The sequence below is a fragment of the 'Nostoc azollae' 0708 genome (assembly GCF_000196515.1).
Lineage (GTDB): Bacteria > Cyanobacteriota > Cyanobacteriia > Cyanobacteriales > Nostocaceae > Trichormus_B > Trichormus_B azollae.
The window spans coordinates 2898690-2912452 of the sequence record NC_014248.1 but is presented as its reverse complement, the minus strand read 5'-3'; the positions used below and the strand labels follow the sequence as shown (position 1 = coordinate 2912452).

Annotated in this window: 9 protein-coding genes; 3 read left to right on the top strand and 6 right to left on the bottom strand. The window is 40.9% G+C overall.

Going from position 1 to position 13763, the window contains the following annotated elements:
• Positions 1-198: 198 nt before the first annotated feature.
• The 3 genes from AAZO_RS13480 to AAZO_RS13470 form a co-directional block, all read right to left on the bottom strand.
• Entirely contained in the window at positions 199-1416 is a 1218-nt protein-coding gene (locus tag AAZO_RS13480; protein ID WP_013191688.1) for an ABC transporter permease, read from the bottom strand.
• Positions 1382-2884, bottom strand: a complete 1503-nt coding sequence (locus AAZO_RS13475) for an efflux RND transporter periplasmic adaptor subunit (RefSeq protein ID WP_013191687.1) — start codon at positions 2882-2884, stop codon at positions 1382-1384. The genes AAZO_RS13480 and AAZO_RS13475 overlap by 35 nt, the downstream gene beginning before the upstream one ends.
• Before the next feature lie 346 nt (positions 2885-3230).
• Positions 3231-3785, bottom strand: coding sequence for a TetR/AcrR family transcriptional regulator (locus AAZO_RS13470; protein ID WP_338026860.1), 555 nt, complete (start codon positions 3783-3785; stop codon positions 3231-3233).
• Between the two features lie 246 nt (positions 3786-4031).
• Between AAZO_RS13470 and AAZO_RS13465 the strand changes: the two genes are divergently transcribed.
• Complete coding sequence (locus tag AAZO_RS13465; protein WP_013191684.1) at positions 4032-4904, top strand: tetratricopeptide repeat protein; 873 nt, start codon at positions 4032-4034, stop codon at positions 4902-4904.
• Between the two features lie 187 nt (positions 4905-5091).
• Here the strand turns inward: AAZO_RS13465 and AAZO_RS13460 are convergent, their stop codons facing one another.
• The gene (locus AAZO_RS13460) at positions 5092-5496 is read right to left on the bottom strand and encodes a response regulator (RefSeq protein WP_013191683.1); all 405 of its coding nucleotides are present in this window, start codon (positions 5494-5496) and stop codon (positions 5092-5094) included.
• Positions 5497-5874: 378 nt separating this feature from the next.
• Between AAZO_RS13460 and gyrA the strand changes: the two genes are divergently transcribed.
• Together gyrA and AAZO_RS13445 are read left to right on the top strand one after the other, a co-directional pair.
• Positions 5875-8382 (top strand): DNA gyrase subunit A, encoded by a 2508-nt coding sequence (gene gyrA, locus AAZO_RS13455; RefSeq protein ID WP_013191682.1) that lies wholly within the window; start codon positions 5875-5877, stop codon positions 8380-8382.
• A gap of 697 nt (positions 8383-9079) precedes the next feature.
• The gene (locus tag AAZO_RS13445; protein WP_013191680.1) at positions 9080-9259 is read left to right on the top strand and encodes a chlorophyll a/b-binding protein; all 180 of its coding nucleotides are present in this window, start codon (positions 9080-9082) and stop codon (positions 9257-9259) included.
• Positions 9260-9379: 120 nt separating this feature from the next.
• Here AAZO_RS13445 and rpoD read toward each other — a convergent pair whose 3' ends face one another.
• Both rpoD and gyrB read right to left on the bottom strand, forming a co-directional pair.
• Positions 9380-10552: an RNA polymerase sigma factor RpoD gene (rpoD, locus tag AAZO_RS13440; protein ID WP_013191679.1), complete on the bottom strand. Its 1173-nt coding sequence runs from the start codon at positions 10550-10552 to the stop codon at positions 9380-9382.
• A 1227-nt stretch (positions 10553-11779) separates the two neighbouring features.
• A complete protein-coding gene (gene gyrB / locus AAZO_RS13435; protein WP_013191678.1) occupies positions 11780-13717 on the bottom strand; it encodes a DNA topoisomerase (ATP-hydrolyzing) subunit B in 1938 nt (645 codons plus the stop codon).
• Positions 13718-13763: the final 46 nt, after the last annotated feature.

Here is a 13763-nt window from a genome sequence, read left to right as displayed (position 1 = left end):
CACGGAGATTTATCCTGATTTTGAATTATTATATTTTGAATTATTAATTGCACACAATAACGATAAACTAAACTAGGATTCAATTCCTAATCCCTGTTTTAATTCTTTGCAATTAATGCAACATTTTTATGATTACGATGCTTAATTAGCATAATTAATTTTCCGCCTCATTACTTACTACTTACCAATCAGAATTCCTCACCCACTTCTTAATGCCACAATTGGATCAAGTTGAGCAGCACGACGCGCAGGAACTACGCCAAAAAATAATCCAAGTCCACCAGAAATACCAACAGCCATTGTAATTGAAACAATGGAAATACTCGCTTCTAACGGAGTCAGGACTGATACTAACAGTATGCAACTGACACCAACTGTAGTACCAACTAAACCGCCAATTACTGAAACAATTACCGCTTCAATTATGAACTGAAGTAAAATCTCTTGCTGGGTAGCACCAATTGCTTTTCTTAATCCAATTTCTTGGGTGCGTTCGGTGACAGAAACGAGCATAATATTCATAATGCCAATGCCACCGACAAATAAGGAAATACCAGCGATCGCAGCCAGCATGGTTGTCAACGCAGAGGAAATTTGACTTACTGCTTGTAAAGCATCTTTTTGTGTACGGATCGTAAAGTCATCTTCACCGACGAGTTTATGGCGTTGACGCAGTAAATTGGTAATTTGAAACTCTGCTCCATCCACACTATCAGCATTTTTAGCGGAAGCAACAATGTAGGTTACTTCTAGTCCATAAGGAGAGGTTTTTCCCACTACCCGATTTGCTGATGTGAGAATTGGGACTAATGCTGAACCATCGTAATCTACGCCCAGATTTGAACCTTTGTCTGTTAGTACTCCAATTACTTGAAAGCTGGCATTTTTAATCCGTATCTGCTGACTGACGGGGTTAGTATTCCCAAAAAGTTTCTCTTTTAATTTTGCACCTAACACCACAACTTGGTTGCTGCGCTTCATGTCTATGTCGGTCAAAAATCGTCCTGTCGCTACTTCAAAATCTCGCACTGTCAAAAAACTGGGAGTTGTACCAATAATATTGACATCAGTATTTCGGTTTTTATAAGTAACTACCTGTCTACTATTCAGTTCGGCTGTTGTTACTGCTATTGTGGGTACTTGAGTTGCGATCGCTTTCGCATCTTCTAAAACCAGAGTTCTGGTAACATCTCTAGAAACCCGCTGAGTTTCTTCATTACCGGGAATAACAAATACAATATTCGAGCCCAAGGAATTTAGTTGATTAGCTACAAATTTTTGTCCCCCTTCCCCAATCCCAATCATTGCAATCACTGAGCCATTACCGATAATAATACCCAACATGGTCAGGGTGCTACGTAACTTATTGACGAGTAAGGTTTTACCCGCCATTTGAATGCTTTCTAGGAAGTTCATGATTTTTTTCTTCTTTGGCTTTTTGAATTTTGTAGTCTTTGGGTGGGTTCACAAATATCAAATCACCCTTTTTGACTCCCTCTAAAACCTGAGTTTCGTCTTTTATTTGGGTTCCAATCGTGATTTCTCGAAACTGGGGTTTATTATTTGCATCTGCTATTAGTACGCCGGTTTTACCATTTTCAGTCAAAATTGCTACCGTTGGTAAAGTTAAAGCATCATTAATGCGATCGCCCAAAAACGTTAAATCCACATTTAAGCCAGAACGCAGTTTATCTGCACCACTATCAATCACCACTCGCACCTGAAAAGATGTCACACCTTGTTCTACCACAGCTTCAGGTGCAATCAAGCGTACACGACCTTTAAATACTTGATCTGGATAAGTATCAGCAACAATTTCCACCTGCTGTCCCTGGCTAATTCTACCAATATCAGCTTCCGGAACTTGAGCTAAAACTTCTAAACCCATTGCTAAAGCCACAATTGAACTAGAAGTTGCTGAAGTACTCGTAGAAGCCGAAGTTGTTGGTGTCACAAAAGCCCCTATATTGGCGTATTTTTGAGTCACAACCCCCGCAAAAGGAGCACGAATAATGGTATCTTCCAACTGTACTTCCTGCTGTTTTAACTGAGCTACAGCCCCAGCTACAGACGCTTTAAGTCGAGCAATTTCTTCAGGACGGTTGCCATTTTCCAGCTTTCCCATTGTTTCTTGTTCTTGAGCAACTACGGCTTCCTGACTTTTAATATCTTCGTTGCGGTTGCCAGCTTTTTGCAGTGATAATCGGGCTTGAGCTTCTTCTAAACTAGCTTTTGATCTTTTATTTTCACTAATATATTGTTCTAGGGAATCTTGGGAAATAGCCCCTGCTTTAGCTAATCCTTGATAACGTTTTACCCTGGCTTGGGTAAGTTCTACTTGCGCTTTAGCTGAATCTACAGCAGCCTTAGCTTGATCAATTTCCTGAGAACGATTCCCCCCACGAATGATAGCTAATTGGGCTTTAGCTTGGGCTACACGGGCTTTAGCTTGGGCTATTTCTTCGGGACGGCTTCCTGCTAGACTCTCTGCTAATTGTGCTTTGGCTTCCTCTACATTAGCTTGATACTGGAGAATTCGCATTTTAATCTCGGAATTATCCATACGAGCAATAATTTGCCCCTTCTGGACTTTTTCCCCCTGTTCAATATCCAAATCGGTGATAATTCCCGGATTTTTGGGACTAATATTCACGCTTTGTACTGGTTGCACCTTCCCACTGGCTGTAATCCTCACGGTGACGCTTTTTGCTACAACTGGAACAGTGAGTTTACTAATGTCTTGTTTATTTGTGTTCTGATGTGTAACTTTCAGGACTGTAGTTGTTCCAACGACTAAAACACCAGCAGTTATTAAGCCCATCAACCAGCGTAATGGATGCTTAACTTTTTTGCCAATCAACGGAATTTGTATGTACGTAGTCATCTGATTATTTTGGAGGATTTGTACTAACAACTAAAAATCTTGTTTTAATATGTGAAAATACCCAGATGATTATTTATCAAATATTCTTTTATACTATTTCCTCTAGATTGAGTGTGCCATCACCTGATTGGGTTACTTTTATGAGTTGTGTTGAAGAAATAGTGATTGGTGACTGGAAAAACTCTTCCTTCTGCTCTTTATTTCTCATCGTCCAAAAATAAAATGTAAGTAATCACTTATTAATAATCCAAAAAAAAGTTTTATTTAATTTGTTTTGTGGGACTAATCTTGAATGGGTGCAATTCCCTGGCAGACAATCTCTACAAGATGATGGACAAACATTTGCTCATCTGTGAGTACATCTCCTGTGGGGTGCATCTGCTCTAAGAAAACATAATTCATCAATGATGCTAGATCCTAGCAATATCATAGCAATAGTTTGGGGATCTCTGGGGCGCAGCCTTCCTTGTTCTATTTCCTTCTCTAGGAAATTGGTAAATATCTTTAAATCCCGGCTAGGTCTGGAATTTGGTCTATTGATCATTTCTGGCATGGCAGTACCACGGGAACGCAACATCATCAATCGTGGTACGACTTGACGATTAAACTCTAAGATCTGAAGACACACCTGAATTAGATTTTGCTTCAGATTTCCTTTCCCAGATAAAGCCTCCAGTTCCTTAACTAAAGGAGATTTTTCAGGAATTCCCATTGACGCAAAAAAAAGTTCTTCTTTGGTGGAAAAGGGTTTGAAAATCGACGCTTCCGAAATTCCTGCCTTTTGAGCGATTTCTAAAGTGGAACCACCAAAACCCTGTTGGAGAAAGATTTCACGAGATGCATCTAAAATTTGCTGATTGGTAATTTTTTGTGTACGCGCCATAAATAAGTGTGTATTCACTTATTAATTTACTAATTTTTAATGCTAATATTAAGAATTAGGGGTGTGGAGACTGGGGACTTAGTGGGGAAGATGAGGGAGATGGGGGAGGTGGCGATAATAATTTATTCCTCCTGATTCCTGAACTCCACTCCCTTGTAATTTATGTAGCAAGCAATAACTACTGTAAAGTTTACATTTTGTCTTGAGCAGAGATGGTTTAAGCTATCTGAAAGATTCTTCGATTTGTGGTTAAGAGGCGGTAGTGTGCCAAAACACCTTCATTTAATTTGTCTTATAGTTGTCTGTAGTTTGTGGAATCTGCCAAAAGCAGTTAACGCGCAGGCGCTTATACCTCATACAGTGCAACTTGATACAGCAAAGTTGGAGAAGCAGGGGTTGACCTTGGCCCAAGAAGCGGCTCAATTAGCACAGTTTCAACAAATTGATTTAGCTTTGCCAAGAGCGAGACTGGCTACTCAACTAGCTCCTCAAAATGATAAAGTATGGTTGCTGTTAGGTGGATTACATTTACAAACTAAAGAGTTTGATGCAGCAATTACTGCATTGCAAAAAGCCCAGACGCTTAATCCCAAAAATGCTGATATTTTGTTTGCGTTGGGTTCAGCTAATTTCCAAAAGGAAAATTACCAGGCTTCAGCAGAACATTACCAAACAGGGTTGAAGTTAAAACCCAATGACCAAGAAGGCTTGTTTGATTTGGGTAATGCTTATTATAAGTTAGGTCGTTTACCAGATGCGATCGCTCAATTTAATCAAGCTATTTCCCAAGATAAGAAATTCTGGCCTGCAATTAACAACATCGGTTTAATCAAATATGAACAGGGTGATGTTCAAGGTGCGATTCAGCAATGGCAGGAATCAGTAGCTATTGATAAACAAGCCCCAGAACCTTTATTAGCACTTGCCGTAGCACTTTACACTACTGGCGACCAAAAACAAGGTTTAGCAATGGGAGAAGCGGCAATTCGCATAGACCAACGCTATGCAGACTTAGAGTTTCTTAAACAAAACCTCTGGGGTACACGCTTGCTGGTGGACACAAAAAAATTCCTAGAACTACCCCGGATTCAATCAGCCCTATATCCCCAAGAAGGTATATTAATCCCAAGTCGATAACCTGCACAGTAGGAGTACGGGAAACTGGTAATTGGTAGTTAAATTTACCATTACCAGTTGACTACTCAAATATTTGCCTAATTTCACCCATCTATAGTACATAGATTCTGTAGAGTCATAATAAGTAGCCCAAAATATTTAACATATTTTTTATTGGGTGAACTTTGTTGAGATCAGTCGTCAATTGTCAGGGTTCATTTTTGGGTAGAAGTGCCACGATCTGGTCAACAAATAGTTGATGATCAACAACTGGTTTTGAGATGTAGCCATCAGCACCACTTTGCTTAAGAAAGTTCTCGCGATCGCCTTCCATTGCGTGTGCAGTTACTAAAATTACAGGTAACTCGGCTGTTTGCGGATCAGATTTTAACATTTGTGTGATTTTTATTCCATCAACAGACTTACCGTGATACATACTGCGTGACAGAGAAACATCCATTAAAATCAAGTCAGCCTCTCCCGCTTGGGCAATTTTCATGACTTCTTCCACATCCTCCGTGTGTTTTACCCCCAAGCCACCCCGCTTGGTCAGAATCTTGGAAAAAACACGAGCATTAATCAGATCATCTTCGACAATTAAAACAGTTCTCATGAGAATTTAACTTAAATAAGTGAAGTGTGAGGGAAATCAAGTAATTTAAAACATACCTAGAGAACACTATGCTCATGTATTATTTGTGCATGAACACTGAAAAATCCCCGATTCCAGATAAAAAAACCAATAAAGAACACCATCATCAACGAGGAGTGTATGTAAATTAAATGTATAACAGATTAGCGATTGATCAAAACGGGCGTCTAATTTTCGATTGAATGATCAATTATAAATCCCCAGCATTAAGGATAGTGTTTTTTATCCTCTGAGGATCAAAATTGTGTAAGTATTGCTATTTCATCCGTTAAGCTGTGGTTCCTACAGTGTTAAGTTTCAGAGACTTTTGTGTAGTTAAAATTCAGGGAAAAGAGCTTCATGGCAAAACAGTTAAACCTGCTCTCAACAGGACAGGTCATCACAACAGCCCTGCACACCGAGATGCAACGGTCTTACCTAGAATATGCCATGAGTGTGATAGTCGGGCGAGCCTTACCAGATGTGCGCGATGGCTTAAAGCCCGTGCATCGGCGGATTTTATATGCCATGCACGAACTCGGCTTAACACCAGACAGACCCTATAGAAAATGCGCCCGTGTAGTTGGCGACGTATTAGGTAAGTACCATCCTCACGGAGATCAGTCAGTTTATGATGCCTTAGTCAGACTTGTGCAGGAGTTTTCCAGCCGTTACCCCTTATTGGCAGGACATGGTAACTTTGGCAGCGTTGATAATGACCCACCAGCAGCAATGCGTTACACAGAAACGCGCCTCGCTCCAGTTGGTCATGAAGGAATGTTGACGGAAATTGGTGAAGAAACTGTCGAATTTATTGGCAACTTCGATAATTCCCAACAAGAACCAACAGTATTACCTGCTCAGTTACCATTCCTCTTACTCAATGGCTGTGCTGGTATCGCTGTGGGAATGGCGACCAATATTCCACCGCACAACTTAGGAGAAGTAGTTGATGGCTTAATAGTTTTAATTGACAATCCAGATTTGACGGATGAAAAGTTATTCGAGATCATTCCCGGTCCAGACTTTCCTACAGGTGGGGAAATCGTCGGTAATTCAGGAATTCGGGAAGCATATACCACCGGAAAAGGCGGAATTGTATTGCGGGGTGTGGCAACTCTAGAAGAAATGCTACCCACTAAGGGAAGTAAGCGCCGGACAGCAATTATCATTACAGAACTGCCCTATCAGGTGAATAAAGCGGGTTGGATTGAAAAAGTAGCGGATTTAGTCAATCAAGGGCGTTTACAAGGAATTTCTGATTTGCGGGATGAGAGCGATCGCGAGGGAATGCGAGTAGTCATTGAACTCAAGCGCGACACAAACCCCCAAGAAATTCTCCAGCACTTGTATCATCAAACCGCCTTACAAACAACCTTTGGGGCGATTCTTTTGGCTTTAGTAGAAGGACAACCCCGTCAGTTAAGCCTGCGGCAGACGTTGCAAGAATTTCTCAACTTCCGAGAACATACCCTCAACCGTCGCTACAGTTACGAACTAGGCAAAGCTGAAAACCGAGTAAACCTTGTTGCTGGCTTATTGAAAGCTTTATCTAAGCTAGATGAAGTAATAGCCATTTTACGCCAAGCAGCTGATGGCAGTACAGCAAAAATGAACCTTTGTCGCCAACTCGATTTGAGCGAAGTGCAAGCGGATGCAATTTTGTCCATGCCATTACGCCGCCTTACCAGCTTAGAACAGCAAAATTTGCAACAGGAATTTGACAGCCTCAACGAGCAAATTACCTCATTGCGGAGATTACTCGAAGACAGACGGGAATTACTAAAAGCATTGAAAAAAGACTTGCGAAGTCTCAAACGCAAATACAGCGACCCTCGACGCACCAAAATTTTAGCGATCAACGAAACCCCCATCAAATCAGAAAAAGGAACAACAGAAACAGAGGACAATCCAAAATCCAAACTCCAAACGCCAAAATCGGAACAGCCTCCAGAAGAAGCAATTCTCGAATTTACCCAGCGTGGTTATGTGCGTCGTCTCTCCCCCACAGGAAAAAAGCCGAAAGCAGAAAACGGTTTGCATGAAAACGACTTCATTATTCAAACTGAGTTAACTGACACTGAGAAAGATTTGCTAATCCTGAATACTGGAGGCAAAGTTTACCCAGTCAAAGTAGGAGACATTCCCGCCATCACTGGACGTTCTCCACGGGGAACTCCATTAATTACCATGCTTACTAGTACGGCACAAGGCAATGTAGAAGGTGTTGTCAACCGCTTTGTGTTGCCAGAAACACCAGAAAGGTCTCAAATGCTTCTCCTGACTAAACAAGGGCGGATTAAGCGCCTATCTATGGAAGAATTTGCAAACCTCAGTCGGCGCGGGATCACGATTTTAAAACTTAAAGATGACGATGAATTATCTTTTACCCAGTTCACAACCACAGGTCAGCATCTGATTTTAGCTAGTTCTAGCGGTCGCCTGTTGCGGTTTGCAGTCAATGAAGAACAATTACCAATTATGGGTCGTGCAGCGATGGGTTTACAAGCATTCCGGCTATTGAAAAATCAGCAAATGGTTGGCTGTGCAACTGTTGGCAAAGATGACCAGTTATTGCTTGTTACTCAAGAAGGATATGCTAAACGCATACCAGCCAGTAATTTAAGGGCAGCTAATCGCGGTGATTTGGGTATCCAAATGCTGAAATTCCATAATAAAACTGACAACTTAGCTGGTATGGTACGCGCCACCCCAGGTGTAGAAGTGGCGCTAGTTAGCAATAAAGAGCGAGTGGTGCGAATACCTGTAGACACAGTACCAATCTTAGACAGAGATGCGAAAGGTGAAAGTGTCTTGCAACTCAACCGAGATGAGAAAATTATTACTGTTGTTGAAGTGGGAGTGTAGTTTCAACAAACTAGGGACATAACTAACATTGTTATGTCCCTAAAAAATCAAGTTTAAAAATAGTTGATAATCTGGCTTATTTGAAGAAATCTTCACCGGCGATACTTTGAGGTGCAGTACCTATAACCTTTCTCAAGCTCAAAGTATAAGTAGAGTCTTTGACATAAAACTTTTCATATCTGAGTCCATCAAGCTTTCCTTGACCAACCAGATTGTTCCAATCATTTCCGTTGATACGGATAGTGACAGATGGAACACAGCAGTTGTATTTGACATCTTTTGTGATTAGGCCACTTGAAAAATTCATTGTATTGTAGCGCACGATTTTTCATAAAGACCAAGAGCTACCGTACTGAGACCCTGATTGATTGATTTGATATAGTCTTGAGCTAATGCTTGTTCTTGTCCTAGAGAAAAGAACAAAGAAAGTAACTATCATTTTTTTCATTGTCTAAATCCTCTTGAGTTGTCAATTTCATTCACAGTTTTCACAGGATCTCAGAGATGCTTATTTGACTGCGAATTTTATCTCTCTAAGGAGACAATTAAGAGCTTTTTATTATGTATATGTATTCATCACTTGTAATAATAATTACATATCCCGAAAGATTAACTAATGTTGCATTTATGAAAATATTTGTTATATTAGTTTACATAAAGCAATAAAGTTTAGTAAAACCTAATTGGAGTGCGAACCATGATTAACGCAACAAGAACTATGACTTCCATACCTGAAGACCGCAACGGCTGGCGTTGGGGATTTACCCCACAAGCAGAAATTTGGAATGGTCGTTTGGCAATGATTGGCTTTTTAGCAGCCGCTTTAATTGAGTTGTTTTCTGGCCAAGGCTTCCTACATTTCTGGGGTATTCTGTAAATTTTGAGACACAAAATAAAGATCGTCTGTAAACTAAAAAACCTGGCAGTTAACTAACACTACCAGGTTCTTTATTCAATTATCAGTTACTTATTTTGACCACAACTTACCACTGACCAATTAACGAATGTATTCTTTGAGGACGCTGTTACGATTGGGGTGGCGTAATTTGCGTAGTGCCTTAGCCTCAATTTGGCGAATTCTTTCGCGGGTAACGTTGAAAATCTGACCGATTTCTTCGAGGGTTTTCATTCGACCGTCATCTAGACCATAGCGGAGTCTAAGAACATCTCGTTCACGGGGGCTGAGACTATCAAGGACTTTTTCTAGGTCTTCGCGGAGAAGATTTTTAGAAACTTGATCTTCTGGTGTTTCTCCATCAGATTCGATAAAATCACCCAAACGGGAATCTTCTTCTTTACCAATAGGTGTTTCTAATGAAATTGGCAACTGGGCAGATTTAGCAATAAACCGCAGTTTCTCGATGGTCATTTCCATACGAGTTGCAATTTCTTCTTCTGTGGGTTTGCGACCCATTTCTTGAGATAAAAGTTTGGTAGTTTTCTTGATTCGTGATATCGTCTCGTAGAGATGAACAGGTAGACGAATAGTGCGAGATTGATCAGCGATCGCTCTAGTAATTGCCTGCCGAATCCACCATGTAGCGTAGGTAGAAAACTTATAACCTTTTTCGTGGTCGAACTTTTCAGCAGCCCGAATCAAGCCCAGACTACCTTCTTGAATCAAGTCTTGGAAAGACAAGCCACGATTCATATATTTTTTGGCAATTGAAACCACAAGTCGTAGGTTCGACTGTACCATTTTATCTTTCGCTCTGCGACCAACGTGCAGGCGATAACGGAAGGTAGGTAATGGCAATTGTACCGCTTCTGCCCATTCCTTAAATTGGGGTTCGCGTTCTAACTGTTCGTACAGTCGATCCCGCACCCTTTCCAATTCCAGTAAATCCGCAATTTTCCGCGCCAATTCTATTTCTTCATCTGCTCGTAATAGACGAATACGACCAATTTCTTGCAGATAAAGACGAATCGAGTCTTCAGTATAGTGCTTTTTCTTGCTTTGTGTCCGACGACGCGATTTAGCGGCTTTTCCAGACTTTGCGTCGTCCTCATCAGACTGAGGCTCTAAAAAATCATCAATTTCGCCATCATCGGTAAGCAATAAGTCCTCTTCATCCTCAATCAATAAGAGTTCTTCTTCGATCTCAGGCGGATTTATCATTTCTAGGTCAGGCTGATAAATGCTGTCGAGTACGTTGTTAGCCTGGTTCATGCCGCGTTCCTCATGCTCCTTGCAGAATCAATTACTCAAGATGTGGTTACTGCTCTTTTGATCGAGCTATTTGTTTACCGGAAATAGGCTTTTGGCTAATTTACCTATAATTTTTCCGGTGATTTTGCCTCTAATATGGAGGCGGAGTTTTTACTTTAGTGGCAACTATCACTGTGATGTAACTTGCTCAATTAAAGTAAAATTCATCGCTGTCGCCGTTGTACATAACTTCTGATTGGCTGGCTGAAAACCAGACGCACCTTAATCAAGAAATTAACCACTTCAGACATTTATAGATATGACTGCTGGGAGATTTACTTGTCAAGACTGTTCCGATTGTAGCCTGTTTCACAGAAATTGCACTATTTTTGTGTCTTAATTACGAACTCATTAAGCAACGTGAAGCCACTTTTATCAAAAAGACATTAAAAACGGTAGTCACACCATTAAATCTTGTGGAAAACTTTTTGGTTTTGCAGTGGCATTCTCATTAGATTAAAAGGTAGACACTTGCTCCTGGGACATTCTAGGTTTTAAGTACAACAATAGTTTCCTGGCAACAGAAGATTTAGATGTTAACTCAAGTTAGCAGTACTAATGCACCCGTTTTTACGATTCGTTTATAAATTGGTTATTTTGAGAGAGCAAAGCTGGGCTAACCGCTAGGTAAATAGTGCACCGGTGGTGCTTGTTTCCAGGCACTAAGCCTTGTATATGCTAAGCCGATAACCTTAACTAAGGAGTTAAGGTTGTGGCTGAATAAGCCGATTGACAGATGAATTTAGGTTTCTGTGATTTCGGCCTTATTCACACATTAGCGCAATGCTGAGATTTCTACCTTATGCAACTTGACAAACTGTTTTTATTGTATACAACGATATTTTAATCAGTCTAGAAATATTTTGTCATTCGAGAAATATTTTGTCATTGGAGATACTGCAAGAAAGCTGGAGGCAAAAGATAAAAGGCAAAAGGCAGGAATAAAAGGTTTGTAGGGGTTCGGGTGTAGGGAACCCCATCATTAAAATCAGGGGTTTCAAATTCGGACTTTGTATTTCTGGCGCTGCGGGTCTGGATCTACATTTTTGTATTCTCCATTAATAAGTCGCGAAGCGTCCTGAACGACCTGAAGGATCTGGGCTTGTACCTTTTAGGGTCTAGGACAAACTATATTTCCCTACACCCCACACCCTGCCTAAAGAAATGATGACAGTGATTTGCTGATATTTAGATATCTAAATCAGTAAGGTTAAGTTTAGAACCATAGGTTTCGATAAATTCCCTCCTGGGTGCGACGCGATCGCCCATTAAAATGGTGAAAATGCGATCTGCTTCTGCTGCGTCTTCAATTTCTACTTGCTTCATTTTACGAGTTTCTGGGTTCATTGTAGTTGTCCAGAGTTGTTCTGGCATCATTTCACCCAAACCTTTGAAGCGTTGAATATTGTAGTTAGCTTTGGTGGGTAAGGTAGCGATATGCTGTTGTAATTCGCGCTCGCTATAACAATATTCATGATTTTTGCCTCGTTCCACTTTGTAAAGTGGCGGACAAGCAATATAAATGAACCCTTGTTCAATCAATGCCCTTTTATACCGATAGAAGAAAGTTAACAACAAAGTACGGATGTGCGCCCCATCTACGTCAGCATCAGTCATTATTACTATACGGTGGTACCGTAATTGCGCAGAATCAAATTCTTCGCCTTTTACACCTAAACCCAATGCTGTAATTAAGGATTGAACTTCGTTGTTCTTGTAAATTTTTGCGTCGTCGGTTTTTTCGATGTTTAATATTTTCCCACGTAAAGGAAGAATTGCTTGCGTCCGGCGATCGCGTCCTTGTTTGGCGCTTCCACCCGCTGAATCACCTTCCACAATAAAAATCTCAGATTCTGAGGGGTCACGGGAACTGCAATCTGCTAATTTACCAGGTAAAGGAGAAGATTCTAGGACTGATTTCCGTCTGACTAACTCCCGTGCATGACGGGCTGCTTCTGCGGCTTTAAAGGCTTGAATAGCCTTATCTAAAATCGCATCAGCGATACTGGGGTGAAATTCCAGATATTCAGTCAGGACTTCACCGACAAAAGAATCAACGATACCGCGAACTTCCGTATTACCAAGTTTAGTTTTCGTTTGTCCTTCAAATTCAGGATCCGGTACTTTAACAGAAATAACTGCAGTTAAACCTTCGCGGACGTGTTCACCACTGAGGTTAGATTCATTCTCTTTAATTTTATTCCGCTTGCGAGCGATCGCATTTAATGTCCGAGTTAAAACTGCTTTTAAACCTTCTAAGTGAGTTCCACCATCAATAGTACGAATATTATTAGCAAAACCTAGCACATTGTCAGTGTAAGCATCAGTACACCATTGTAACGAAACTTCCACTTGTACATTATTTCTTTCCCCCTGCACATAAATAATTTCTTCGTGTAAAGGCTGCTTCTCACGATTCATGTAGGCGACATACTCTTTAATACCACCCTTGTATTCGTAAATTTCTATCCTTGGTGTATCGCTTTTGAGGAGTTCGAGACGATGATCGGTGAAAATAATTTTGACACCAGCATTCAAATACGCCAACTCGCGCAAGCGACCTGATAAAGTAATGTAATCAAATTCAATACTGATAGTAAAGATTTGCGTATCTGGCTTGAAAGTAATAGAAGTTCCAGTTCTTGGTTCTTTATAAGGCTTTACTTGCAGTTCAGTAACCGGAAAACTCCGTTCATATCGCTGAAGATGCTCCTTATTATCTCGCCAAACCGTAACTTCCACAAACTCAGACAGGGCGTTAACTACAGAAATACCAACCCCGTGTAAACCTCCAGAAACTTTATAGCCACCACCACCAAACTTACCTCCAGCGTGAAGTACCGTTAATACGGTTTCTAAAGCCGATTTGCCGGTTTTTGGGTGAATATCTACGGGAATACCCCGACCATCATCTGTTACAGTCACCGAACCATCAGCGTTGATATCTACCTCAACATGGGTACAGTGACCTGCTAAAGCTTCGTCTACAGAGTTGTCCACCACCTCGTAAACTAAATGATGGAGTCCTCTCGGACCTGTAGTACCGATGTACATCCCTGGTCGTTTGCGGACGGCTTCCAGACCTTCCAGAACTTGAATCTGATCGGCACTGTAACTGCTCGTCATGAAAATTCTCCTGATGCTTGGGGTTGAACTTGCCTAAAGGACAAAA

Bases quoted from the DNA above. Each gene is read 5' to 3' on its own strand.
- AAZO_RS13475 (WP_013191687.1), bottom strand. From the start codon at position 2,884: ATGACTACGTACATACAAATTCCGTTGATTGGCAAAAAAGTTAAGCAT.
- rpoD (WP_013191679.1), bottom strand. From the start codon at position 10,552: ATGAACCAGGCTAACAACGTACTCGACAGCATTTATCAGCCTGACCTA.
- AAZO_RS13460 (WP_013191683.1), bottom strand. From the start codon at position 5,496: ATGAGAACTGTTTTAATTGTCGAAGATGATCTGATTAATGCTCGTGTT.
- gyrA (WP_013191682.1), top strand. From the start codon at position 5,875: ATGGCAAAACAGTTAAACCTGCTCTCAACAGGACAGGTCATCACAACA.
- gyrB (WP_013191678.1), bottom strand. From the start codon at position 13,717: ATGACGAGCAGTTACAGTGCCGATCAGATTCAAGTTCTGGAAGGTCTG.
- AAZO_RS13480 (WP_013191688.1), bottom strand. From the start codon at position 1,416: ATGAACTTCCTAGAAAGCATTCAAATGGCGGGTAAAACCTTACTCGTC.
- AAZO_RS13445 (WP_013191680.1), top strand. From the start codon at position 9,080: ATGATTAACGCAACAAGAACTATGACTTCCATACCTGAAGACCGCAAC.